Below are 24,493 nucleotides of genomic sequence, written 5' to 3' on the forward strand. Positions count from 1 at the left end.
GGGAATGTAACCGAAGGTTGCATGCTGGCGAACTCAGGGGCATCATGTCGTCAAGGCACACAATAGGAGACTCCCCAATGCGTAAATCACTATTTGCAATTGCTTTATTGGCCACTGTCGCAGCATGCACTGCACCAGCGGAAGAAGTTGAAACCCCCGATGTTGCTGAAGCAACCGAGAATGCTGGCCTGTTCGCCGATCTTGGCGGCGAAGCAGCAAATCCAATCCACACCGCTGCCAAAGGTGATACTCTGGCTGTGAGTGGTTATGACACGGTTAGCTATTTTGAAGGCGACGGTGTTCCTGTCGAAGGCTCAGAGGAATTCACTGTGCGCTACGATGGTTATGACTATCGTTTCGCCAGCGCCGAAAACGCTGAGAAGTTTAAGGCAGAGCCAGCCAAATATGCACCAGCATACGGCGGTTATTGCGCCTGGGCGATCGGCGCGAACGATGCGCTCGCACCGGGTAACCCCAACGTCTATGAAATCGTTGATGGCAAGCTCTACTTGAACTTCAATGAGAGCGTTCAAGAGAATTGGCAAAAGGACATCCCAGGTTTCATCGAAGCTGGCGATGTGAACTATCCAACTCACTCAGCGGATGAGCACTTCACCGACTAAGCGAGACATTCTCGAACATTATGAAGCCCCGTCGGAGTGATCCGGCGGGGTTTTGTGTTTGTGGTTTGATGCATCAGGCTGCCTTTGCCAGCCCACACGCTCCACCCTTCCACCCGGAGCCTACCGGGACACAATCCGGGTGGAAGGGTAGAGGGAGCGGGTGGCGCGGATATATCAATCAGACTGAGAAACTTCGGTCACCCTTGCCGTCGCTGCGTGACCGATCTCTGCTAGATACCCGCTCCCACTCAGCCGCACCGCGCGTCGCGGATCACACCAGTGTTGTCGATCATCACATTGAGGCGTGATGAGGTTGGGTCTGGATTGATAAAGGTCGAACCTGGAATCACGAAGCGCACCTCGTTTTGAGAGCCGACCGCTGCGACAATCTCTGCGCGCGTCGCTTCATCAGCGTTTCGTCCAAGAAACGGTGCGACCGCAGGCGCTCCGCAAATGGAGGCATTGGGATCGCTGGCGGTACCCGGAACAAACGGTCCGGTCGTTCCGCTGACGGGTTCGGAATAGGTGATGCTCGGCTGGATTGATGCCTTTGCGGGCGCTGTGCCATTCTCGCCGTCAATCGCCGTATCAGCTTCCGGATCGCCCGCTGCTTCATCACTCGCCGGTGCAGGGGTGGGCGGTCCCTTAATCCGCGCGGCAAACTCGTCAGCTTGGCTGGTGCCTTGATCCGGCGCTGCACCACCGCACGCCGCAATCACCAGCGTGGATGCAGTCAGGATTGCAAACCTTAGCTTTCTCATGATCGGCCCTATTGATCTTAAATATTCTCGCCCGTGTTCAGGCGCTTTGGACGTTTCGGTTTCGTGACAGGCTGTTATCACGGGGTCAATGCGCGGCTACCTCCAGCGTAGCCGATCCACTGTCAACTGATCCACGCTGGTCACACCCATCAAGCGCATGCCGCGTTCAATTTCATCCTTAAGGATGCCGATGGCGCGCTCGACCCCGTCTTGCCCAGCGGCAGCCAATGCATAAAGATACAGCCGCCCTCCAGATGCCGCGCTCGCACCTGTGCAAACGGCTTTTAGTGCGTGGGTTCCGCGCCGCACGCCGCCATCGCAGATGATCTCAATCTCACCGCCAACCGCATCGACGATCTCACGCAATTGATCAAACGGAGCGCGGCTGCCGTCCAATTGCCGCCCGCCGTGGTTGGAGATCATGATCGCATCCGCCCCGATATCGACTGCGCGCCTTGCATCACCGGCGCTCATCACGCCTTTCAGCACGAATTTGCCGCCCCAATCGCTGCGGATGCGTGCCGCCGTGTCCCAGTCCATCGAGGTGTCGAGCATGGTGTTGAAGTATTCGGCGATGCTCACCGCCTGGCTTGATCCCTCGCTCACATGAGTGTCGAGATTGGGCAGCGAGAACTTCTCGCGCAGTAAATAGTCAAGCGTCCAGCGCGGCCGCGTTGCATAGCTCCAGATGCTGGCTGGGGTGAAGCGAGGAGGGGTGGTGAAGCCGCTGCGCAGGCACCGCTCACGCTTGCCCGACACGATTGTGTCCACCGTCAGCGCCAGTGCATCAAAGCCGGAGGCCTGGCAGCGCTGGATCATGCTGGCGTTCAGGCCCCTATCCTTATGGACATAGAGCTGAAACAGTTTGGGGCCGCTGGTCAGCGCGGCGATTTCCTCAATGCTGCGCGTCGCCAAGCTGGAGATGCCAAACCACAGGCCGAATTTCTCCGCCGCTTTCGCGACTGCTGTTTCCCCCTGCCAATGAAACGCGCGCTGCACGGCGGTGGGGGAGAGCATCAGCGGCAGCGCCGATTTGCGGCCCAGCAAGGTGCAGCTGGTGTCGATCGTCTCCACCCCGGCAAGCACATCAGGCACCAGATCGCAGGCGTCATAGGCGCTGGTGTTGCGTGCCTTGGTCAACTCATCATCGGCGGCGCCGTCAATGTAATCGAACACGGGGAAGGGCAGACGTGCCTTCGCGAGCGTTCGAAAATCCTCGATATTATGACAATCAGACAGCCGCATTAGCAATCAAAGCTCTCATAACTCTGCCGCCGATTGAGCTCCCACACGGTGTAGCTTTCCGCCGGTTGGGCCGCGTCACAGCGGACATAGTTCGGATCGGCGGGCAGGCAGCTTTCGCCGCAGATCATTTCGGTCGCCTCTTCCTGCCAGTCAATATGCCACATCCGGCCGCCGGGCGTCGAAACGTAGCCGTCGATGCGGTCTGCAATGTCGCCTTCCAGATCAATGGTGGAAGGCACCTCGCTGTCATACTCATCATTGTAGCTGCCATGGGTGTGGAACGATGCGACCGCGAATTTCTCTGGATTGGACACCCATTGAAAGCTGCAGGTTGCTGCGTCGCCTTCAAAGATGTCGGACACGCTCAGTTGCCCGTCTTCATCTTCCAGCATCAGCCCGCACAGCTCGCGTTTTTCTTCGAACGATCGGCGTTGCAAATTTGCGAGGGTGGATTTGGCCAGCGAGTCGAGCTGTTCTTGCGACGCGGTCGGCTCGCGAACGGCGTATGGCCCCCGGAATGTATCGGTCGCTGTGCCGAAAACAACCACGACCCAGGCGATGCCGCATGCTGCATAGGCGAGATGGAGGGGTTTTGGCATGCGCATTGTTACCCCCTAAGTGACGGCTCAACTTCTCTTTGTCTAGCAGGGCTTTGCGGCGCGCTCATGCGCAACATTCTTTGGCCGTCGAACGGGCGGATTTCGAAAAATTTCAATTTTTTTTGCGGGCAGTGAAACCAAACGGCCAAACCTTGCGAACTCCATGATGTGCGCGGCCACTGGGCCAAACATCAGATGCCAGAAAGCGAACCGGTCCCCCCTACGGTTCAATTTTTTGACCCTCCCTGTCCCTGGCTCTGAGTCTGGTGGCCGCAGCACAAACAGTATTTTTGGAGAACCCCGATGAAGTTTAAGTATTTAGCAATCGCAGCAGCATTCGCCGCTCCACTCGCACTTGCAATTCCTGCCCAAGCTGATGGCGGCATATTTGTTGGCGTAGAAGGTCAGAGCATCGCAGTTAGCGGTTACGACACGGTCAGCTATTTCCAAGGCAATGGTGTTCCTGTGAAGGGCGATGCCCGTTTCTCAGTTAAGCATGACGGCGCAGAATGGCTCTTTTCCAGCCAAGCCAATGCAAACAAATTCAAAGAAAATCCAGATGCCTATGCACCGCAATATGGTGGCCACTGCGCTTGGGCGATGAGCCGCGGTTCGCTCGCACCAGGTGACCCAACGCTGTACAAAGTTGAAGGCGGCAAGCTGTACCTCAACTTTAACCGCGACGTTCAGCAAACATGGCTCGGCGATATCGCTGGCTTTATTGCCAAGTCTGATCCGGCTTGGAGCAAAATTCCTGAAGGTAAGCGTTTCGGCGATTGAGCCAATCAGGACAACCAATCTCCCACTCGCACTATGACTACCAATCAAATACTCTGACAAAAGGAATATTCTACCATGTCTAGTTCAAAGAACCTCGCCCGCATGTTGATGGTTGCAGGCGGTCTCGCCGTTGCATCGACCGGTGCACCAGCGCTTGCTGATGCGCCATGCGGCCCTCGCACGCAAAGCGCATGCTCGGCCAATCCTTGCCGCGCAGCAAAGAAGGCTAAAAAGGCCAATCCATGCGCAGCAAATCCATGTGCCGCTAACCCGTGCGCCGCGAACCCATGTGCTGCCAATCCATGCGCAGCGAACCCATGTGCCGCTAACCCGTGCGCCGCTAATCCTTGTGCAGCAAACCCCTGCGCAGCCAACCCTTGCGCGCCTAAAGCTTAAGGCGTGCATATAGTGTGGCCGGGGACGCACCCTCCTAGCGCACCCGGTCACATTTGCGTTTGAGAGGTGCCGTCCCTCTGCGGGGGCGGCATCTCGCCATTTGGACCATAACCATGACTGACGGCCTATCGCGCACTCAATACGCTGACATGCTGCTTGCCAGCACAGAGGCGATGTTCGCTGGTGGCGAACCGCTCATGAGCCGACTATTGCCGGAGGATGGCACGGCTGAGCTGTGGGAACACTATCCCGAGGGCGATGTTGTCAATGGTCCGGCTCAGCAGCCGCTATTTCTACCATTGTCACCCGCCTGGCGAACGCGCCGAAGGTGAACATGGCCATTTTCATCTATTCTTTGACCGATCAGCCATGCCCGGCGGCACTGTTCCGCTGATCGCCGCGCCTTTGGCTCCGCGCGATGAACCGCGCGCTGATGTGGTGCATATTGCCGCCTTGGCCATTTCCAACCAAGGGCTGCCGATTCAGTGGTTTGGTACCAATCGCTGGGTCACCGACGAATGGCTATACCCTGCCTACGCTGTGATCGCGATGCTGGATCAGTTCGATCTGCGCGGTCCCAACGGCGACCCATTGGTGAATGAATGGCTGACCGCGATGGTGGGCCTGGCCCGCGAAGACATCGCAGAGGTTCTGCACACCCGTGACGATGTCCTGCGCGAGGCAGATATGCACGGCAGAGTCCACGGTGAAGACCGTGCGGTTGAGATAACCAGCACGGCCCCGATTTCGCTTGAGCGTTTGCTCGAAACTGCGTGAGCTGGCCTAGGCCGCGCGTTCCCGCGCAGCCCCTAGCGGTGCTTAGTTCTTAGACTTATCGACCAGCTTGTTCGCGCTGATCCACGGCATCATTGCGCGCAGCTCCGCTCCGGTCTTTTCGATCGGATGCGCTTCGGCTGCTTTGCGGCTGGCCTTCAACTCTGGCTGACCTGCGCGGTTATCCAACACGAAGTCTTTCACAAACCGGCCTGATTGAATGTCCGCGAGCACTCGCTTCATTTCAGCCTTGGTCTCATCAGTGATGATGCGCGGACCGGTTTTGATATCGCCATATTCCGCGGTGTTGCTGATCGAATAGCGCATGTTGGCGATCCCGCCTTCGTACAGTAGATCGACGATCAGCTTGGTCTCGTGCAGGCATTCGAAATAGGCCATTTCCGGGGCGTATCCAGCCTCGGTCAGGGTCTCAAAACCGGCCTGAATCAGGTGAGTGATCCCGCCGCACAGGACGGCCTGCTCGCCGAACAGGTCGGTCTCGCACTCTTCCTTAAAATTGGTTTCGATCACGCCGCTGCGGCCGCCGCCCATGGCGCTGGCATAGGACAGGGCGAGCGATTTCGCATAGCCATTGCCGCCGCTGCTGGTGCCTTCCTGGTGGACCGCGATCAGGCACGGGACGCCGCCGCCGCGCTCATATTCGCTGCGCACCGTGTGGCCCGGGCCCTTTGGCGCGATCATGATCACGTCGATGTCAGCAGGCGGCTCGATCAAGCCAAAGTGAATGTTGAGACCGTGAGCAAAGGCGAGCGCGCTGCCCGGCTTCATATGGCCCGCCATATCATCGGCCCAGATCGCCGCCTGATGTTCATCCGGCGCCAGCACCATCACAAGGTCAGCCCATTCAGCCGCCTCGGTGTTGTTCATCACTTTGAAGCCAGCGGCCTCTGCCTTGGCCCGCGTGGCGGAGCCTTCGCGCAGCGCCACGGCGACTTCTTTCACGCCGCTGTCGCGCAGGTTTTGCGCATGGGCATGGCCTTGGCTGCCATAGCCGAGGATCGCGACCTTCTTGTTCTGGATCAGATCAAGATCAGCGTCTGCGTCGTAATAGACTTTCATGGATTTCCCTTTGTCTTCAATTCTATATTTAAGAGCCTTCGGCTCCGCGTAGCATTCCCACAATCCCTGAGCGGCCGACCTCTACCAGGCCGAGTTCGCGCATCAGGGCGATGAAACTGTCAATTTTGTCCGGCGCACCTGTCAGCTCAAATACAAAACTTTCGGTGGTGGTGTCGACCACGCTGGCACGGTAGATATCAGCAACGCGCAGGGCCTCAACCCGCGCCTCGCCAGTGCCGGTGACCTTGATGAGCGCAAGCTCGCGCTCAACATGCGGGCCAACGGTGGTGAGGTCGACGACGCCGTGCACCGGTACCAAACGCTCTAGCTGAGCCTCGATCTGATCGATCACTTGCGGCGGGCCATTTGTGACGATCGTGATCCGGCTGATCGCGTGATCGTCCGAAATATCCGCCACAGTCAGGCTGTCGATGTTGTAGCCGCGCGCGGTGAACAGTCCGGTGATCTTGGCCAGAATACCAGGCTCGTTATCGACCGTAACGGTAAGGACGTGCCGTTCGGCATTGTCGTGCGCAATTTTCATGTGACTGTTTCCTTCGCGGCCCGCTTAGACCAGCGCCTTCGCTTCGTCGTCCATGGTGCCTTCATGCGCATCGCCATACAGCAGCATTTCGGTGTGCGCCGCGCCTGACGGGATCATCGGCAGGCAGTTCGCATCCTTGGCGACCATGCAATCGACGATCACCGGACCATCGGTGGCCAGCATCGCTTCAATGCCTGCATCCAATTCGCTTTCCTCGGTGATGCGGATGCCGGTCCAGCCATAGGCTTCGGCCAGCTTCACAAAATCCGGCAGACTGTCGGAATAACTGTTGGAATAACGGCTTTCATAGGTCAGTTCCTGCCACTGGCGGACCATGCCCATATATTCATTGTTGAGGATGAAAATCTTGACCGGTAGGCGGTATTGGCTCGCTGTCCCAAGCTCTTGAATATTCATCTGAATGCTTGCCTCACCGGCAATATCAATCACCAGCGCATTGGGACAGCCAAGCTGCGCGCCAATCGCCGCTGGCATGCCATAACCCATGGTGCCGAGCCCGCCGCTGGTGAGCCACTTGTTCGGCTGTTCAAATCCGAAATATTGCGCCGCCCACATCTGGTGCTGGCCAACCTCAGTGGTGATGATTGGCTCGTGCTTGTGGGTGAGGGCATGCAGCCGCTCGACCGCCCTTTGCGGCATGATGGCGCTGGGATCTTTGGCGGATTTTTCCGGATAGGCGAGGCATTCGCGCGCGCGCCAACCGGCGATCCGCGCTTTCCATTCGCCAAGATCCTTCGGTTTTCGCGCGCCCCAGCTCTCGATCATCTGACCAAGCACTGTGGAACAATCACCAACAATGCCCAGCTCAACTGGGACAACTTTATTGATCGAGCTGCGATCAATATCGATGTGTATCTTCTTGGAATCAGGCGAAAATGCATCAAGTTTGCCAGTGACACGGTCATCAAAGCGCGCGCCGATGCAGACCATAACATCGGCCTTGTTCATCGCCAGATTGGCTTCATACGTGCCGTGCATCCCCAGCATGCCGAGCCAGTCAGGATGCTCAGAAGGAAACGCACCAAGCCCCATCAGGGTTGAGGTGACCGGCGCGCCGGTGATGTCCTGCAATTGACGTAGCAGGCGGGTCGCCTCTGGTCCGGAGTTAATGACACCGCCGCCGGTGTAGAAAATGGGGCGTTCGGCAGCCGCAATCATTTCAACTGCTTCGATCAACTGCTCTGCGGGCGCCGCCATTTGCGGGGTATAGCGGTGCGATGCAGTCAGCTTTGCAGTGATCCTGCGCGATGGCACGGCGATCTGCACATCCTTGGGGATGTCGACCACAACCGGGCCGGGGCGCCCAGTCGTTGCAATGCGAAATGCCTCTTCCAAAACGGACTGAAGCTCCGCCGGGTCTTTGACCAGATAATTATGCTTTGTGCAGTGGCGCGTTATGCCGACAGTGTCCGCCTCTTGAAAGGCATCCGTGCCGATCAGGCCGGTTGGAACCTGGCCCGTGATGACGACCATCGGGATCGAGATCCATATAGGCATCGGCAATCCCAGTGACGGCATTGGTCGCGCCGGGGCCAGAGGTGACCAGAACCACGCCCGGCTTACCAGTGGCGCGGGCATAGCCCTCTGCCGCATGCGCAGCGTCGGCCTCGTGCCGGACCAGGATATGACGCAGGCGTTCATCGCCAAACAGTTCATCGTAAATCGGCAGAACAGCCCCGCCGGGATAGCCGAATACGAACTCAACGCCTTGATCCACCAGGCATTGCGTTAGGATCGCAGCGCCTGATTGCTGATCGGCTTTGAGATTGTCGGGGTGGGGATGGTCCGACACGATTGCTTCCTTCTCGGTCTTGCTTGGCTCAGGCGCGGTTTGCATCCCGGGGCCGACGGCTGATTTCACTCTGCTTGTTTCGACACACGCTTGTATCAATAAACGAGGCCCGGCGCAGCGATAATGCGTCGGGCCTGATGAGAGCCTGCTATGAGTTATAATCTATCGTGTCAACGATTAATAACGTAATAATGATGCGAATATATCAGATATATCAATATTTTTAGACTCAGAACGTGCCCAATCTTGCGGCGATTGGTTGCGGAACCACGTATATTGCCGCTTTGCGTAATTGCGGGTCGCCTGCGCGCCTGCGGCGATCACATCGGGGATCATGATGTGGCCGTGGAGATAATCGGAGATCTCTGGTACGCCGATCGCCCGCATTACAGGCAATCCCAGATCGAGCTTACGCTTAAGCAGAGCCTCAACCTCTTCAATCGCGCCATGTTCCAGCATCAAGCCAAAGCGGCGATCGCAGCGATCATAGAGCCATTCGCGCTGAGGCAGCATCACCAGCGGATGCAGCGTGATATCCTCGGCAATGCCGCCGGTTTTGGCATTGTGCCAATCGCTAAGGGAAGTGCCGGTGGATCGCACCACTTCCAGTGCGCGGGCGATCCGCTGGCTGTCACCAGGGGCCAGCATTAGGGCGCGCTCAGGGTCTTCAATCTGCAATGCGCTGTAGGCGCCCTGCGTGGGCAGAGCGCGCACATGGCGGCGGATTTCCGGGTTGATTTCCGGGATCGGGGCAATGCCCTCCAGCAGGATGTTCATATACATGCCGGTGCCGCCGACCAGGATCGGGACCGCGCCGCTTTCATGGCAATCGGCGATTTCCACGCGCGCTTTGCTGGCCCAATCGGCGGCGGAGCAGGCCCGCGATCCATCCCATGTGCCAAACAGGCGGTGCTCGATGCCCTCCATCTCCTCGGTGCTCGGACGCGCGGATAGCACTTGCAGATCGGCATAGACCTGCGCGCTGTCGGCATTGATCACAATCCCGGTCTTGCCCGCCTCGGCCAGCGCCTTTGCAAGGGCAATTGCAACCGCGCTCTTGCCGCTGGCTGTCGGCCCTGCAATGAGCGCGACTGGATTCAAATCAGGAGTATCACTTTTGCTCATTGCACGGCTGATAGCAGACAACGCGCAGCTTGAAACACGTCTTGTTGAGGGGCCGGAATGGCTGGCTGCAGCGGACGCGGAATTTTCGCTCACTCAGCTGGATGATGACCTGCACGAATTGGAGTGGGGATCGGAAAATGATCCCTCGCTGCTGCCGCGTGTGCTCGACGAGGTGCTAAAGCCTGAGGCCTCCTTGATCAGCGACCAAGGCTTTGAGGTGCCGGACGTGTTCGTCTCCGACATGGATTCCACCATGATTGGGCAGGAATGCATTGATGAGCTGGCGGATTATGCCGGGATCAAGCCTCAGATCGCGGCGATTACAGAGCGCGCAATGCAGGGTGAACTCGATTTTGAAGACGCGCTGCGGGAACGGGTGAAGCTGCTTGCGGGGCTGGATGAGGGCGCAATTGCGCAGTGCCTGGCGGAGCGGATCACGCCCACACCGGGCGCGGCGACATTGGTCGCGACCCTGCTGGAGCAGGATTGCCGCACCGTGTTGGTCACCGGCGGCTTTCATCATTTCGCCGATGCGGTGGCAGAGCAATTGGGTTTCGAACGTGTGGTCGGCAATGTGCTGGAGGTGGAGGGGGGCAAGCTCACCGGGCGTCTCGCTGGGCCAGTCACCGATGCCGAGACGAAAGCGCGGGTGCTGCGCGAAGAGGTCGCAAAGGCAGGGCAGGGCGCGTTCAGCCTGGCTACCGGCGACGGGGCGAATGACATTCCGATGATCCATGCCTCAACCTATGGCTTTGCTTACCGCGCGAAGCCAAAGGCGCGCGCCGCCGCGAATGGGCGAATTGATGACGGAGACCTGACCGCCGTTTTGACCCTGCTCGGCGTGCCACAAGATGAGTGGGTTGAGGGCTGATTGCTGGCCGGTGGGCGTGCGACAGGGTGAGGCCAATGCGGGGCGAGTAACACGCCTTTACAAATCTAGGTCTTGTTTTGGGACTTAAACTACGTTATTTACACTAATGTAAGTAAGCGTCGGTATCATACGAATACCGCAACCCAATAAGGCCCGCACAGATGATCACCACCGCTCTTGAATATGCCCCTGACGGCACCGTCCTACGTCACCCCGACCGTCCGCAGCCGAAATATTCATTGCCCAAGGCCGTGGGGCATTTCCGTAATTTGATGCGGGACAAGGAAGACACGAGCGAGGTTTTCAAGATTTTTGAAGCGTTGCCATCGAAGAATTTTATGCCGCGTGTGCGCTCTCTGATGCTGAGCGATTGGGGCGAGAAATTGCGCGCCAGCGAGCCAAACCTGCCCGATATTCTCGATGATCACGCGGAGCTGCGCAAAACCCCAAAGGGCAGCGTGGCCCATGCCTATTGCGATTTCATGGAGCGTGAAGGGCTGACCGCAGCGGGTCTGGTTGCTGAAAGTGATGCTTTGGGGCGCCCGAAATATAACGATCTCGTTCAGTGGTTTGGCGATCGTTCGCGCGACACACACGATCTCTTCCACGTGCTCACCGGCTATGGCCGCGATGCGTTGGGCGAACAGTGCGTATTGCTATTCACCTATGGCCAAAGCCCCAGTCACGGGCACTTGCTGATCGGCTATGCCGGGGCGCTCAACATCAAAAAGTCGCTCGCGCGTAGCAATGCTCCGGTTCTAGGCGCTGCGCGTCAGGCTCAGCGCACGGGCAAGGGCGCACCAAGGCTGATCGAGCAATCGATCCGCGAGCTGCTGGCGATGGATTTGCATGAAGCGCGCGCGATGCTCAAAATTCCAGAGCCTAGCGTCTACCGTGAATGCCACCGGATTTGGCGCGAAGAGGGGATTGATCCTTACGACATGCTCGCCAGCGAAAACACGCCGGAAGCGGTCGCCGCTTAAGCTGACGACCGCGCGTTCGAATTGCGGCGCCATGCGGCAAATCGAATGCCTGCTGCGGCCAAAGCGACCGCGGTGAAAAACACTCCCTCTAATGCGGTTTCGGGCTGAGTGATCCGACCGGCGTAGCTCTGTAGGAATATAAACCACAGATAGTGGATCCCGGCCCAATGCAATTGCTTCCAACGCTTGCCGAGCAGCTTCATCGCTTTCCGGTTGGACGTAATCGCCATGGCGAACAGCAAGACGTAAGCGAAGCCGCCTCCCAGGATGGCTATCAGCTCCGGCAACTCACCCAAGGTCCGGTAAAGCATCACAATTGCCACCAAATGCACCGTGTGCGTGAGCGCGAAACCCAAACCGATATATTTGCGCTGCCTAAGCAGCTGCTTGGCCCATTGGGCTTTTGTCAGCTGCACAAGTGGGCGCGCAATATAGGCGAGAATCAGCAGAGGAAACCCGACCCTGGCGGTGAAGCGCGTTGCGGCGGACCATTGCTCTTCCGCGCCGTCACCCACCGCAAACCCAGCCGCCATCGCTCCCACCGCGAGGGTAATGGCCAGCCATATGGGGTAGCTCTTGGACATCGTCATTCAGCTTGCATCCTAGCCACCGCTATAGCCAGCTAGCGATCTGGCTCAGCGGCTTTTTCTTCAGCGCATGAGCTGGCACGGTTGCATCCGCGCTGGGCTGACTTAGCCACCACAATCATCAGCGGCTTTTCCCATTCGGGCCGCTCACACGCCTCGCGCAGGAAGCCCATGGGTGATGGCGTATGCGTCAGGGTCGAACAGCCGCCCTCATGCAGCGCCGCGATCAACATTCCGCAGGCGATCCCGACGCTTTCATTGACGTAGTAATTCTGCGTTTTGCCATCCTCCTCGATCCCGCCTTTGCGCTGAGCAAACACGACGATCAAATAGGGTGCGGTTTCCAGAAACGGCTTGTCAGCATCGGTGCCAAGGTCGCTCAAAGCGTCCAGCCATTCATCGCTCGCCTTGGGTTTGTCGCCATCCTCGCCGTAAAACCGCTTTTCCTCTTCCTCCGCTGCGAGGCGGATCGCGCGCTTCTTCTCTGGCGAGGTTACGACGGCGAAATGCCACGGCTGATGATTGGCGCCATTGGGCGCCGTGCCAGCAGCCTCAATCGCGGCCTCGATCACTTCACGCGGCACCGGCTGATCGGAAAAATAGCGGCAGGATCGGCGCTCTTTCAGCCGATCGCGAAGGCTCTGCGCGCGGGCAATCGCCTCCTCAGCGGGCAGGGCGGGCAGGTGATAGGGAACGGTTTCGTGGTCTTTCATGCCCAACCTATTGCGCGTTGGCTCGGCAAAGGAAAGAGGCGAGTGCGCGTGCTACTAACATCAATGTAGGTTGCATTTTGTGAACCTATTTGTCATAAGCTGTGTGCGACTCGAAAAAAGCGGAGCAAACACATGAACTGGCTCGACCTTCCACTGCTGCACCCGGACCGCGATGTTACCGGGTTCCGCCCGATTGCGGCCTTGCGCCATTTTCGCAAACTGGTGGCAGATAAGGAAGACACGAAGCAGGTTTTCCATATCATTGAGGCGTTGAAAGGCCGCAAGGTCCAGGCTCAGGCAGAGGAATTCCTCAAATCACCCAACGCGCGCAATTTTATGCGGCGCGAGAGCATTCTGCCGGTTGCTGACATGCTCGATGATCACAGCCGCTGGGACGATTGCGAACCGAACACCGTCGCGCAGCATTACATCCGCTTTATGAAGCGCGAGGGCCTGACCGCGAATGGTCTGGTTGAGGAAAGCTATGGCTGGCGACCGCGTGAGGAACGCCCGGAGGATCAGGTTGAATGGTATCTGTGCCGCCTGCGCGATACACATGATCTGTTCCACATCCTTACGGGCTATGGCCGCGATGCCCTGGGCGAGGCGGCGCTGCTCGGTTTCAGCTATGAGCAGAACCACAATCTCGGCGTGAAATTCATTGCCTATGCCGCCGCGCGGCAGATCAAGAAGGTGACCGGCACGAAGGCACCGCTCTACGATGCGATCCGCGAAGGGCGCGATCTGGGTAAAGCCGCCGCCACTTTGGCGCATATGGATGTTGAGGCGGTGATGCGCGAAGACATTGATACGGTCCGCACAATGCTCAGCATTGGAGAGCCGGTGATCTATCGCCAATGCCTGGCTCAGCTTGATGCGGAAGGTTTCGCTAAACAGAATCTCGACCTGTCGGAGGTTCAAGCAGCCTAATCATCGATGCGAGAAATCACCCGATACAACACAGCGAGTGAGGCATAGCCCAGGATTGCTGCGAGCAGGAACGGCGCTCCGGGAAAGAACAGCCCCTTATCATCGGCGAAATAGCCAAAAGTCGCTGTCATAATCACTGGTCCGATGATGCTGGTGATGCTCATGGTGCTGGCGACTGCACCCTGCAATTCACCTTGCGCGTCTTCTGAAATCCGTTCGCTCATCATCTGCTGCATCGCGGGGAAGGTTACGCCTGCGACTGTGCCGACAATGATTGCCAAGATAATCATCCAGCTACCAACCGCAAAAGCGGATATCAGATAAGATGGTAGACCGATCAGCAAGCCCACGACGGCCGTGCGTTTTGCGCCAAACCGTTTGATCATTACGCCAGTAAGGCCCGCCTGACTGATGACCAGCAGCACACCATAGAGCGTTGCCCCAAGTCCGATGTCAAGCTCACTCCATTCGAACCGGAAACGCACGTAATATGACCATACCGCCATGGTTGCTTGCGCAGCCATTTGCAGCAGAAAGATGACGCCCAAAAAGCCCAAGACGATTGGCGTCTGCGCCATTTGAATGATCGTGCCCATCGGATTGGCACGGGCGAATGAAAAGGTGCGGCGGCGATCAGCGGGTAAAGTTTCGCGCAGCATGAAAAAGCCGAACACAGCGCCGCCAATTGCTAGAATGGCTGAGGCGACGAAAGGCGCTCTTACCGAATATTCACCCAAAACCCCGCCAATTGCAGGACCGACGACAAAGCCGAATGCACCGGCGCCGCCAAGAATGCCGAACAGCCTTCCGCGATCCTCTGGCCCCGCAACATCGGCAACGCAGGAATTCGCCGCGGCCCAGCTTGCCCCCATGATCCCTGATATGATCCGGCCGATGAACAGCCACCACAGGTCCGGGGCAAGAGCCATGATGATGTAATCGATCCCAAGCAGGAACAGTGTGACAAGCAGGATAGGACGGCGACCATATTGGTCGGACAGCCCGCCGATCACCGGCGCAAACAGGAATTGCATCAGTGCATAAGCAAACAGCAGCCAGCCGCCGATGCTCGCCGTCTGGTCTTCGCTCTGCCCCGTCATGCTTTCAAGTAGGGCGGGCATGACAGGCACAATCAAGCCGATACCCATCATGTCGACAAACACGATGAAGGCGACAAATCCCAAGGTGGATTTGCTAACCGGTTGGCTGTTTCCCCCTGTCATGTCACCACATTTGCATCATACAATCGCCATAGTCGACCGCGAGGTGCCACAAGGCGCCAATGCCGAGCGCGCGAACCCACCACGGCGCTTTGGGCAAAGCAACCATCACCGCATAAAGCCCCGCGCCGACCCAGCCGTGCAGATAGTGAAAACCAATGCTGCAGCGGTTCGGATCAAAGATCGGATCGGCCAGCAGGTGATCGAGATCGATCAGGTTCGCGCTGGCGATCACTAACCCTGCGCGCAACCAATTCTCGCGCCAGATCAGCCAGCCGATTGCAAACGGGACGAGCCAATGACCACCGTAGTGGAGTATGGGTTGGAGGAGGTCCAACTAGTTTCCGATCAGGCTGAGCCTGTCGAAGCCTTGAATTTTCTTATTCGCGAAGGGGCGAGGGAAAGACAGCCCTTCGACAAGCTCAGGGCGAACGGCTTTGAAAGTCACCTCTCCATCCAATCCCTCGGCGTCACCCCGGACTTGATCCGGGGTCCATCCCCATCGCCAGGCTCGCAAAGTGTGTGCTGGCGATGGATGCTGAACCAAGTTTAGCATGACGGGGGATTGGGTTTGTTCACCCCTCCATCCAGTCGCGGAAGAAGCTGGCATGCGCTTTGCGGAGGTCGGTGAGGGGGACGTTGAAGTTTGCATCAAATTCAGAGGCTAACAGCGCGTTGCCATAAGTATTGCCAATCCAGAAGTGTGGCATGGCTGCCTGTTCAGCGAGTTCGACGAACTTGTCGGCAGGTCTTTTGGTTGTTACGATGTACAAGCCTTGCTGTTCTTCAAACATTTGTTTTGCAATGGTATTTACGTCGGGCCATAACATATCGAGCTCCAAGTCGGCCCCTAGGTTGCCCGCAAGCGCCATTTCAGCAATAGCGACTAGAATGCCGCCATCAGATACATCATGCGCTGCAGTTATCGCGTCGTTTTCGATCAATCCGCGAACGAAATCGCCACAAGCTTTCTCATCACTCAAGCGAACTTCAGGCGGAGAACCTGCTTCAACACCCTTAGCTTCTCGTAGCCAAAGAGATTGGTCTAGCTTCGGTTTTGAATTGCGGTCTCGGCCAATGACCCAAATTTGCTCACCCTCACCCTTAAATCCCATCGTCATCATCTTCGAATAATCGTCGATAATGCCGACCCCGCCGATGGCTGGGGTGGGGAGGATTGCGCTGCCGCCGCCGGTTGCCTTGCTTTCGTTATAGAGCGAGACGTTCCCCGAAACGATTGGGAAGTCGAGCGCGCGGCAGGCGTCGCCCATGCCTTCCAGAGCGTGGACGAACTGCGCCATGATCTCGGGGCGCTGCGGGTTCGCAAAGTTCAGGCAATTGGTCACGGCGAGCGGCCGCGCGCCGACCGCGCACAGATTGCGGTACGCCTCAGCAATCGCCTGTTTGCCGCCTTCATATGGGTCGGCATAGACATAGCGCGGGGTGCAATCAGTGGTCAGCGCCAGCGCTTTCTTCGTGCCATGCACGCGCACCACGCCCGCATCGCCGCCCGTTTGCAGCGTGTCGCCCATCACTTGGCTGTCATATTGCTCCGAAATCCAGCGGCGGCTGGCGAGCGCTGGGCTGGCCATCAGCTTCAGCAGGTCAGCGCCAATGTCGGTGCTTTCCGGCACATCTTCCAGCGGCTTGACCTTGGCCCAGGCCTTGTATTCCTCTTTGGAAAGATAGGGCCGCTCATATTCCGGTGCATCGGCGGCCAGCGGGCCGAGAGGAATGTCGCAGACAACTTCGCCGCCCCATTCCAGCACCATATGGCGGGTGTCGGTCACTTCGCCGATCACGGCAAAGTCGAGCTCCCACTTCTTGAAGATTTCAGCCGCCATCTCTTCTTTGCCGGGCTTCAGCACCATGAGCATTCGCTCCTGACTCTCGCTCAGCATCATTTCGTAAGGGGTCATGCCCTCTTCACGGCACGGGACCATATCCATGTTTAGGCGAATGCCCGCCTTGCCATTGGTTGCCATTTCCACGCTGGAGGAGGTGAGGCCCGCGGCCCCCATATCCTGAATGGCGACGATGGCATCGGTTGCCATCAGCTCCAGGCACGCCTCGATCAGCAACTTTTCCGTGAACGGATCGCCAACCTGCACGGTCGGCCGCTTCGCCTCTGCGTCTTCTTCAAAGTCTGCGCTGGCCATGGTCGCACCGTGAATGCCATCGCGCCCGGTCTTTGACCCGACATAGACGATGGGATTGCCGACGCCGGTTGCGGCGGAATAGAAAATCTTATCCGTATCCGCGACGCCGACGGTCATCGCATTGACCAGGATATTGCCGTCATAGGCCGGGTGAAAATTGGTCTCGCCGCATACGGTCGGCACGCCGACGCAATTGCCATATCCGCCAATGCCCGCGACCACACCCTTCACCAGATGCTGCATCTTGGGATGCTCCGGCTGACCAAAGCGCAGCGCGTTGGCGTTCGCCACCGGGCGCGCGCCCATGGTGAAGACATCGCGCAGGATCCCGCCGACGCCGGTTGCCGCGCCTTGATATGGCTCGATATAAGATGGGTGGTTGTGACTCTCCATCTTGAAGATCGCCGCCTGGCCATCGCCAATGTCGATCACGCCCGCGTTCTCACCCGGGCCGCAAATCACCCAAGGAGCTTCGGTCGGCAGTTTCTTCAAATGGAAGCGCGAGCTCTTGTAAGAGCAATGCTCCGACCACATCACGGAAAAGATGCCCAGCTCCACCATATTGGGCACGCGGCCCAGGCTTTTCAGGACCTGTTCGTATTCCTCAGGCGAGAAGCCATGCTGCTCGACAATTTCGGGTGTGATTTCGGGCGCGCTGGCTGGTGATGAATCGCTCATGCACGGCCCTTTAATTCACTCGCTTGGGGCCGCCAAGCCTCCACGCCGAATGTGCCAGCGGTTATGCCCGACCCACCACGCCAGAACCGTGGTAACGGCAAAGGCGATCAGCGCCTGGGCATAGAGTATGATGTTCGCCTCTGTCGGGGTAGGGCCGAACCAATTGATCACCTGCATCAGCAGTAGCACACCCAGCAAGATCAGCGGCGGGCCAATCGGGCCGCGCGTGCGCTTCACATAGATCATGAACGCGCCAATGGTGATCAGCAGCTCCAGCGGCATCGCGATCTGTGGGTAATTCCACAGGCCCAGGCCATACGCCTTTGGCCCGCCAGCGATGGTCATATCCGGTGCATGGGTCAGCCAATCGAGCGCCCAGTGCGACAGGACGACGAAGGCGGCGAGGACCCCGCCAAAGAAATTGCGCTGCCAAATCATCACGATAATCGCGAACACTGCCGCCCATATCGCCGTGCCTAATAAGGAATGCGTGAAGGGCATGTGATAAAGGTCAAACGGCACCATCACCGTCGCGTCCGGGTCGACCCGCATTTTTTCAACGCCCACTATGGCAAGTGCGAAAAAGCCCCAATCGACCAATTGCGCCGCGACAAACAAAGTGCCCAGCCGCGGAGAGCGCGGTGAGATGGCTGCGGCGGCAAGTGCTGAGCGCGAAGTGACCGATAAACATGGGTGCCCCTTATCCCGATTTTACCGCGCGGATTTCTGCGTGAATTTCAACGTGACGAATGCCGCTATAGAGCTAGCCGTGCCGGTTGCAAACGCGCCCCAGATTATATCCAGCACTGTGACATGCGTTGCCCACACCTTGAACACCGCCTGGCTGGTAAGATCAAAGGTGGCATAGCATAATGCGCCCAGCAGTGCGCCATTGAGTGTAGCACTCGCTACTTTACCGCTTTCAAGCGCTGGCTTTACGCCAAACCACACCATGCCTGCGACATAGAGGAAGTAGAACGTGGCCGCCGCGCCTGCATTGATGCTGTCGGCCATCAACTCGCCAATGTTGGGCTGATAAAGGTTCGCTCCCGCCCAATTCAGCCACATCGCATCCAGCACGCCAAATGCGAGCGCCGCCGTGATGTAGGCAATGAACCACTTCATTTGCATTTCCCCGTTTCATGCGCAGCCTTGACCGGGCGCGCCGCGCGGGTCAATGCTCCGCGCTTCGTGAGCCGGGATCAAAACCCGCTTTCTAGTCAATTTGTGGTCCAACGAGGGACAGATCATCGAAAACGTGCCCGAACTTTCCGAAATGAGCTTTGAACAGGCGCTCAGCGCGCTGGAAACCATTGTCCAGCAATTGGAGCGCGGCGATGTTCCGCTCGACGAATCCATCGCCCTGTATGAGCGCGGTGAGAAGCTGCGCGAGGCATGCCAAAAGCGGCTTGATGCGGCGAGCGCGCGGATCGAGAAGATCGTGACCAACCGTGATGGCGCCGCCGCCGGCGACAGAGCCGCTCGACGCGCAGCAATAGGAGCCGCGGCGCGTGGGGGATAAAGCAAGCTTGCTGGCCGATCAGCTAAAGCGTGTTCAAGGCGAGATCGACTCTGTTTTCGATGCGTTTTTGCCTGTGCCCCAGGACACACGCGCCCGGCTGGTTGAGGCGATGCGATACGCCGCAATTGGTGGCGGAAAGCGTGTCCGCCCGCTGTTATTGGTTAGCACAGCGGAATTGTTCGGCGTCGATCGCACGGCGGCCCTGCGCGCAGCCTGCGCGGTTGAGGCTATTCATGTCTATTCGCTGATCCATGATGATCTACCCTGCATGGACGATGATGATCTGCGCCATGGCAAGCCGACTGTGCACAAGGTGTTTGACGAGGCAACCGCGGTGCTCGCGGGCGACGCTTTGCACGCGCTGGCGTTTGAAATTCTGGCCGATCAAGACACTAGCACGGATCCCTTTACCTGCAGCGAGCTGATGATGACGCTGGGCACAGCCAGCGGAATGAAAGGCATGGCGGGCGGTCAGATGATGGATATGGTCGCGGATGATGAAGGGATCGAATACGACCTTCACTCCATCACCCGGCTTCAGCAGCTTAAAACTGGCGCTTTGCTGGCTGCATCGGTGGAGATGGGCGCGATTATGGGCAAGGTCGCCCCGGAAGGGCGCGCGCATTTGCGGGCGTACTCACGCGATATTGGCTTGGCATTTCAGATTGCCGACGATCTGCTCGATGTGAGTGGGGATGAGGCGAAGGCGGGCAAGGCGCTGCGCAAGGATGAAAGCCAAGGTAAGCAGACCTTCGTTACCTTGATGGGCGCGGAGAAGGCCCGTGAACAGGCCAGCGCGCTGGTCGATCAGGCGATTGGTCATCTCGCGAGCTATGGCGAAGAGGCAGAAACGCTGCGGGCGCTTGCCCGCTTTGTGGTTGAGAGGGATCGGTAAACATGAGCGAACGCATCGGAATTTATCCCGGGACCTTTGACCCGATCACTTTGGGCCATGCTGATATTATTCGGCGCGGGGCGAAGCTGGTCGACAAGCTTATCATTGGGGTCACCACCAATCCGTCTAAGAACCCTATGTTCTCGACCGAGGAGCGCTTTGCCATGGTCGAGCGTGAAGTTGTGAATATGGGCGTGAGCAATGTCGAAGTGGTGGGTTTCAACGCGCTGCTCGTCAAATTCGCGCAAAAGCAGGGCGCAAGTGTAATTATCCGCGGATTGCGCGCGGTAGCAGACTTTGAATACGAATATCAGATGGCGGGCATGAACCAGCAACTTGATGACGATATTGAGACCGTGTTCCTGATGGCCGATGTATCGCTCCAGCCAATTGCCTCGAAATTGGTCAAGGAAATTGCGTTATATGGCGGTGATATAACACCTTTTGTCAGTAAAAAAGTGTGTGATGAGGTCAATGCGCGGGTCAAAGAAATCGGCCTGAAGGGCGATTATTAGGCCAATCGCGCTGCCCCGCGCCTGCGCTAAGTTGTCGATGGCGTGTCACTCATTCATTGAAGTGTCAGGCGCGCGTGGTTAAACAGCGTCCAGAACACACAATTGCCCGGAAAAACGACCTTCATGATCTTTCGTAAACTACTCTGCGCCTCCGCTTCGCTTGCGCTGTTTTGTGCGCCTCACGCTGCTTCTGCGCAAGACGCAGAACCCGAAGGTGAGGCACCAGCCGCAGAAAGTGAAGCGCCAGCAGCAGAAGCCGAAGCGCCAGCGGCAGAACGCCGGGTCTTTGGGCCCGTGAGTTTTGATATGAATGAGGATCCCGATAATGTCTGGGTGCTCGATCTGTCGAACGGCGAACGCGTTGCAATCCGGTTGAAGCCGGATTGGGCGCCGAACCATGTTGAGCGGGTCAAAACGCTGACCCGTCAAGGATTTTACGACGGGATCATTTTTCACCGCGTGATTGAGGGCTTTATGGCTCAAGGCGGGGATCCAACGGGCACCGGTCAGGGCGGCTCTGAATTGCCTGATCTCAAGGCAGAATTTAACCCGATGCCGCATGTCCGCGGCAGCCTGGCAATGGCCCGAGCTACCTCAGAAGACAGCGCGAACAGCCAGTTCTTCATCGTATTCTACCCGCGTTTCAGCCTGGATAAGCGCTACACCAACCTAGGTCGCGTGATCAGCAATATGGTCGGCGTCGATGCGATCAATCGGGGCGAGCCGCCAACCGAGCCAACCCGCATTCTTCAGGCCTCGCTGGCCAGCGACAACAAGCCGAAGCCGGCATTGCCAGCACCAGCGGTGGAAGAAGAGATCACTGCGGACGCTCTAAGCGCGCCGATCAGTTAAGAATCTGATCCCGGTTTTGCTTTCCGCAGCGGGCAGGCGCAGCTAAGGCCGCGCGCATGCGCGTTGACCTGTTTGATTTCGACCTTCCGCAAGATCTGATTGCGCTGCGCCCGGTGCGCCCGCGCGATGCTGCGCGCATGCTTGTGGCGCGCGGGGATGAGCCGTTTGCCGATAAAGGCGTTCGCGATCTGCCCAGCCTGCTTAAGGCGGGCGATGTGCTGGTCTTCAACGATACGCGCGTGATCCCGGCTCAGCTGGAGGGGCGGCGCGCGGGCGGTGAAGCCAAGATCGGTGCGACGCTGCACAAGCGGATCGATCTGCGCCGCTGGCAGGCCTTCATCCGCAACGCGAAACGCGTGAAAGAGGGTGATCAACTGGTATTTGGCGGTGGAGTGACCGCCATTGCGGAGGCTCGCCATGCCGATGGCAGCATCACTTTGATGTTCGAAGGCGAGGAACCGGTTGAAGTGCTGCTGGAGCGGGCAGGGCGGATGCCTCTGCCGCCTTATATCGCGGGTAAACGCGGGGTCGATGAGGCTGACCTCAAGGACTATCAAACCATGTTTGCCTCCGAGGATGGCGCAGTTGCTGCGCCCACGGCTTCGCTGCATTTCACGCCTGAGCTCGTCGATGCGATTGATGCGGCGGGGATCGGGCGAGAGACGCTGACCTTGCATGTGGGCGCGGGTACATTTCTGCCAGTGAAGGCTGACGACACCGACGATCATCAAATGCACAGCGAATTTGGCCGGATAGAGGCCGATGTTGCCGAGCGCCTGAACGCCGCGCGCGCGGCTGGCGGGCGGTTGATCGCGGTTGGCACCACCTCTCTGCGGCTGCTCGAAAGCGCGGCGCGGGTGGATGGCCAGATCGAGGCCTTTGCTGGCGACACCGACATCTTCATCACGCCGGGATATGAGTTTCGCGCGGTCGATGGGCTGATGACCAATTTTCACCTGCCAAAATCGACGCTGATGATGCTGGTCAGCGCGCTAATGGGCCGGGACCGTATGATGGCGGTCTATGCCCATGCGATTGAAAACAAATACCGGTTCTACTCTTATGGTGACTCGTCCCTGCTGCTGCCGTAACCAATGGCTATGCATGAACCCATTCTCTCCGTCGCAGGCCTGACCAAGGTTTATTCTGGCGGCGTAAAGGCGCTGGATGATGTTGATCTGGAGATCCGCAAGGGCGAGATTTTCGCTCTGCTTGGGCCAAACGGGGCGGGCAAGACGACGCTGATCGGCGCGGTTTGTGGATTGGTGCGGCCAAGCGGCGGGGTGATCACCGCATTCGGTCATGATCTGTCGCGCGAATGGCGAGCTGCGCGAGCGCGCATTGGCCTGGTTCCGCAAGAGCTTAGCACGGATATGTTCGAGACTGTTGAGCGGGCGGTCAGCTATTCACGCGGCCTGTTTGGCCATCCACCGGACAAAGCGCGCATCCACGAAATCCTGCGCTCGCTCAGCCTCTATGAAAAGCGAAGTGCGCAAATCCGCGAGCTTTCGGGCGGAATGAAGCGCCGCGTTCTGATCGCGAAAGCGCTGGCGCATGAGCCAGAGCTGTTGTTCCTTGATGAACCCACCGCTGGGGTTGATGTCGAGCTGCGCAAAGACATGTGGCAGCAGATTAGCGCTCTGCGAGAACGTGGGACAACGGTTATCCTCACCACTCATTACATCGAAGAGGCGGAGGAAATGGCTGACCGCGTCGGGATCATTCGCGGCGGCAAGATCCTGATGGTGGATGACAAGGCCTCAATGATGAAGCGGCTTGGCCGGACGGAGGCGGTGCTGCAATTGGCCGAGCCGTTGTCTGAATTGCCGCAGAGTATTTCGGCGTTTCCATTGGAGCTGAGCGCGAATGGCCGCGAGCTGTGCTTTCGCGGCGGAGATGGGACAGGCAAGGGCCGCCAACAGGTCGCCGAGCTCACCAAGGCGCTGATCGCGGCGGGAATTGACTTCACTGGTATCGACATCGGTGAAAGCTCGCTGGAGGATATCTTTGTCTCGCTCCTCTCCGATCAGCAGGAGGCCGCGCAATGAGTTTTGGTTTCAACGCGCGCGGTGCTTGGTCGATCTACACTCGCGAATTGATGCGGGCGTTGCGCACGGCATTCCAGTCGATCCTCTCGCCCGTGCTCACCACATCGCTCTATTTCATCGTGTTCGGCACGGTGATCGGCGCACGGATGGAGCCGGTTGACGGGGTCGCTTACGGGGCCTTCATCATTCCCGGACTGCTGATGCTTACCCTGCTGGGGGAAACCACCAGCAATTCGAGTTTTGGTATCTACATGCCGCGATTTACCGGCACGATTTACGAGCTGCTCTCTGCGCCGGTGGGCGTGGCAGAGACGCTGATCGGATTTGTGGGCGCGGCGGCGACCAAGGGGCTGTTGCTAGCGGGCATCATCCTCGTCACCGCGACCTTCTTTGTCGATTACGAGATTAAATATCCGCTGTTTGCCGCGCTCTACATCATGCTGATCGCGGCGAGTTTCTCTCTGTTCGGCTTTATTCTCGGCATTTGGGCGGATGGTTTTGAAAAGCTTGGGATTATCCCGCTGCTCATTCTCACTCCGCTGACGTTCCTGGGGGGCACGTTTTACTCGATTGATGATTTGCCAGAGCCGTGGAATTCGGTCGCATTGGCCAATCCTATCGCCTTTCTGGTCAGCGGGCTGCGCTGGACGTTTTATGGTACCTCGGATGTGCCGATTGCCTTGTCGCTGGATCTAACCCTCGGCTTTTTGGTCATTTGCACGGCAATTATCGCATTCATTTTCAAGACTGGCTGGCGCTTGCGAGAGTGACGCGCTAGGC

At 58.2% G+C, this 24,493-nt stretch carries 26 protein-coding genes and 2 pseudogenes; 14 read left to right on the forward strand and 14 right to left on the reverse strand.

Annotation, left to right across the window (positions count from 1 at the left end; genetic code table 11):
* Positions 1–77: 77 nt before the first annotated feature.
* Complete coding sequence (locus tag AC0V6Z_RS10725; RefSeq protein ID WP_472638482.1) at positions 78–623, forward strand: YHS domain-containing (seleno)protein; 546 nt, start codon at positions 78–80, stop codon at positions 621–623.
* A gap of 248 nt (positions 624–871) precedes the next feature.
* Here AC0V6Z_RS10725 and AC0V6Z_RS10730 read toward each other — a convergent pair whose 3' ends face one another.
* From AC0V6Z_RS10730 to AC0V6Z_RS10740, 3 genes are all read right to left on the reverse strand, one after another.
* A complete protein-coding gene (locus AC0V6Z_RS10730) occupies positions 872–1,384 on the reverse strand; it encodes a hypothetical protein (protein ID WP_472638483.1) in 513 nt (170 codons plus the stop codon).
* A 96-nt stretch (positions 1,385–1,480) separates the two neighbouring features.
* Positions 1,481–2,629, reverse strand: a complete 1,149-nt coding sequence (locus AC0V6Z_RS10735) for an alpha-hydroxy acid oxidase (protein WP_472638484.1) — start codon at positions 2,627–2,629, stop codon at positions 1,481–1,483.
* A complete protein-coding gene (locus AC0V6Z_RS10740; protein ID WP_472638485.1) occupies positions 2,629–3,228 on the reverse strand; it encodes a DUF4329 domain-containing protein in 600 nt (199 codons plus the stop codon). The genes AC0V6Z_RS10735 and AC0V6Z_RS10740 overlap by 1 nt, the downstream gene beginning before the upstream one ends.
* A 303-nt stretch (positions 3,229–3,531) precedes the next feature.
* Here AC0V6Z_RS10740 and AC0V6Z_RS10745 point away from each other — a divergent pair, with 303 nt between their 5' ends.
* From AC0V6Z_RS10745 to AC0V6Z_RS10755, 3 genes are all read left to right on the forward strand, one after another.
* On the forward strand, positions 3,532–4,008 hold the full coding sequence (locus AC0V6Z_RS10745; protein WP_472638486.1) for a YHS domain-containing (seleno)protein: 477 nt from the start codon (positions 3,532–3,534) through the stop codon (positions 4,006–4,008).
* A 509-nt stretch (positions 4,009–4,517) separates the two neighbouring features.
* Positions 4,518–4,736, forward strand: a complete 219-nt coding sequence (locus AC0V6Z_RS10750) for a hypothetical protein (RefSeq protein WP_472638487.1) — start codon at positions 4,518–4,520, stop codon at positions 4,734–4,736.
* Positions 4,672–5,181: a DUF6969 family protein gene (locus AC0V6Z_RS10755; protein ID WP_472638488.1), complete on the forward strand. Its 510-nt coding sequence runs from the start codon at positions 4,672–4,674 to the stop codon at positions 5,179–5,181. The genes AC0V6Z_RS10750 and AC0V6Z_RS10755 overlap by 65 nt, the downstream gene beginning before the upstream one ends.
* A gap of 42 nt (positions 5,182–5,223) precedes the next feature.
* Here AC0V6Z_RS10755 and ilvC read toward each other — a convergent pair whose 3' ends face one another.
* The 4 genes and pseudogenes from ilvC to miaA all read right to left on the reverse strand — a co-directional run bounded on the left by ilvC (position 5,224) and on the right by miaA (position 9,740).
* A complete protein-coding gene (gene ilvC, locus AC0V6Z_RS10760; protein WP_472638489.1) occupies positions 5,224–6,258 on the reverse strand; it encodes a ketol-acid reductoisomerase in 1,035 nt (344 codons plus the stop codon).
* Between the two features lie 28 nt (positions 6,259–6,286).
* Complete coding sequence (gene ilvN, locus AC0V6Z_RS10765; RefSeq protein WP_472638490.1) at positions 6,287–6,802, reverse strand: acetolactate synthase small subunit; 516 nt, start codon at positions 6,800–6,802, stop codon at positions 6,287–6,289.
* A 24-nt stretch (positions 6,803–6,826) separates the two neighbouring features.
* Positions 6,827–8,615, reverse strand: a pseudogene (gene ilvB / locus AC0V6Z_RS10770) (biosynthetic-type acetolactate synthase large subunit).
* Between the two features lie 177 nt (positions 8,616–8,792).
* Positions 8,793–9,740, reverse strand: coding sequence for a tRNA (adenosine(37)-N6)-dimethylallyltransferase MiaA (gene miaA / locus AC0V6Z_RS10775; RefSeq protein ID WP_472638491.1), 948 nt, complete (start codon positions 9,738–9,740; stop codon positions 8,793–8,795).
* On the opposite strand from miaA, the gene serB reads away from it, so the two are divergent.
* Positions 9,733–10,611 carry a phosphoserine phosphatase SerB gene (serB, locus tag AC0V6Z_RS10780; RefSeq protein ID WP_472638492.1) on the forward strand — a complete coding sequence of 293 codons (879 nt, stop codon included), beginning with the start codon at positions 9,733–9,735 and terminating at the stop codon, positions 10,609–10,611. The genes miaA and serB overlap by 8 nt on opposite strands.
* Before the next feature lie 161 nt (positions 10,612–10,772).
* Positions 10,773–11,594 (forward strand): Coq4 family protein, encoded by an 822-nt coding sequence (locus AC0V6Z_RS10785; protein WP_472638493.1) that lies wholly within the window; start codon positions 10,773–10,775, stop codon positions 11,592–11,594.
* Here AC0V6Z_RS10785 and AC0V6Z_RS10790 read toward each other — a convergent pair.
* Both AC0V6Z_RS10790 and AC0V6Z_RS10795 read right to left on the reverse strand, forming a co-directional pair.
* A complete protein-coding gene (locus tag AC0V6Z_RS10790) occupies positions 11,591–12,184 on the reverse strand; it encodes a ferric reductase-like transmembrane domain-containing protein (protein ID WP_472638494.1) in 594 nt (197 codons plus the stop codon). The genes AC0V6Z_RS10785 and AC0V6Z_RS10790 overlap by 4 nt on opposite strands.
* 22 nt (positions 12,185–12,206) lie before the next feature.
* Positions 12,207–12,894 (reverse strand): annotated as a pseudogene (locus tag AC0V6Z_RS10795) (nitroreductase family protein).
* 132 nt (positions 12,895–13,026) lie between these two features.
* Here AC0V6Z_RS10795 and AC0V6Z_RS10800 point away from each other — a divergent pair.
* Positions 13,027–13,824 carry a Coq4 family protein gene (locus tag AC0V6Z_RS10800; RefSeq protein ID WP_472638495.1) on the forward strand — a complete coding sequence of 266 codons (798 nt, stop codon included), beginning with the start codon at positions 13,027–13,029 and terminating at the stop codon, positions 13,822–13,824.
* Here the strand turns inward: AC0V6Z_RS10800 and AC0V6Z_RS10805 are convergent.
* From AC0V6Z_RS10805 to AC0V6Z_RS10825, 5 genes are all read right to left on the reverse strand, one after another.
* Complete coding sequence (locus AC0V6Z_RS10805; protein ID WP_472638496.1) at positions 13,821–15,047, reverse strand: TCR/Tet family MFS transporter; 1,227 nt, start codon at positions 15,045–15,047, stop codon at positions 13,821–13,823. The genes AC0V6Z_RS10800 and AC0V6Z_RS10805 overlap by 4 nt on opposite strands.
* Before the next feature lies 1 nt (position 15,048).
* A complete protein-coding gene (locus AC0V6Z_RS10810; protein WP_472638497.1) occupies positions 15,049–15,381 on the reverse strand; it encodes a DUF6122 family protein in 333 nt (110 codons plus the stop codon).
* 238 nt (positions 15,382–15,619) lie between these two features.
* Positions 15,620–17,881: a phosphoribosylformylglycinamidine synthase subunit PurL gene (purL, locus tag AC0V6Z_RS10815; RefSeq protein ID WP_472638498.1), complete on the reverse strand. Its 2,262-nt coding sequence runs from the start codon at positions 17,879–17,881 to the stop codon at positions 15,620–15,622.
* 15 nt (positions 17,882–17,896) lie between these two features.
* Positions 17,897–18,499: a metal-dependent hydrolase gene (locus tag AC0V6Z_RS10820; RefSeq protein ID WP_472638499.1), complete on the reverse strand. Its 603-nt coding sequence runs from the start codon at positions 18,497–18,499 to the stop codon at positions 17,897–17,899.
* 93 nt (positions 18,500–18,592) lie between these two features.
* A complete protein-coding gene (locus tag AC0V6Z_RS10825; protein WP_472638500.1) occupies positions 18,593–19,006 on the reverse strand; it encodes a DUF2177 family protein in 414 nt (137 codons plus the stop codon).
* A 133-nt stretch (positions 19,007–19,139) separates the two neighbouring features.
* On the opposite strand from AC0V6Z_RS10825, the gene AC0V6Z_RS10830 reads away from it, so the two are divergent.
* From AC0V6Z_RS10830 to AC0V6Z_RS10860, 7 genes are all read left to right on the forward strand, one after another.
* Entirely contained in the window at positions 19,140–19,403 is a 264-nt protein-coding gene (locus tag AC0V6Z_RS10830) for an exodeoxyribonuclease VII small subunit (protein WP_472638501.1), read from the forward strand.
* Positions 19,393–20,298: a polyprenyl synthetase family protein gene (locus tag AC0V6Z_RS10835; RefSeq protein ID WP_472638502.1), complete on the forward strand. Its 906-nt coding sequence runs from the start codon at positions 19,393–19,395 to the stop codon at positions 20,296–20,298. Before AC0V6Z_RS10830 ends, AC0V6Z_RS10835 begins: the two co-directional genes overlap by 11 nt.
* A 2-nt stretch (positions 20,299–20,300) precedes the next feature.
* Positions 20,301–20,813 (forward strand): pantetheine-phosphate adenylyltransferase, encoded by a 513-nt coding sequence (coaD, locus tag AC0V6Z_RS10840; protein WP_472638503.1) that lies wholly within the window; start codon positions 20,301–20,303, stop codon positions 20,811–20,813.
* A gap of 123 nt (positions 20,814–20,936) precedes the next feature.
* Complete coding sequence (locus AC0V6Z_RS10845; RefSeq protein ID WP_472638504.1) at positions 20,937–21,665, forward strand: peptidylprolyl isomerase; 729 nt, start codon at positions 20,937–20,939, stop codon at positions 21,663–21,665.
* A 56-nt stretch (positions 21,666–21,721) separates the two neighbouring features.
* Complete coding sequence (gene queA, locus AC0V6Z_RS10850; RefSeq protein ID WP_472638505.1) at positions 21,722–22,756, forward strand: tRNA preQ1(34) S-adenosylmethionine ribosyltransferase-isomerase QueA; 1,035 nt, start codon at positions 21,722–21,724, stop codon at positions 22,754–22,756.
* A 9-nt stretch (positions 22,757–22,765) separates the two neighbouring features.
* Positions 22,766–23,713 (forward strand): ABC transporter ATP-binding protein, encoded by a 948-nt coding sequence (locus AC0V6Z_RS10855; protein ID WP_472640895.1) that lies wholly within the window; start codon positions 22,766–22,768, stop codon positions 23,711–23,713.
* The gene (locus AC0V6Z_RS10860) at positions 23,710–24,483 is read left to right on the forward strand and encodes an ABC transporter permease (protein WP_472638506.1); all 774 of its coding nucleotides are present in this window, start codon (positions 23,710–23,712) and stop codon (positions 24,481–24,483) included. Before AC0V6Z_RS10855 ends, AC0V6Z_RS10860 begins: the two co-directional genes overlap by 4 nt.
* Positions 24,484–24,493 lie beyond the last annotated feature (10 nt).

This window comes from Erythrobacter sp. SN6-5, assembly GCF_057364945.1.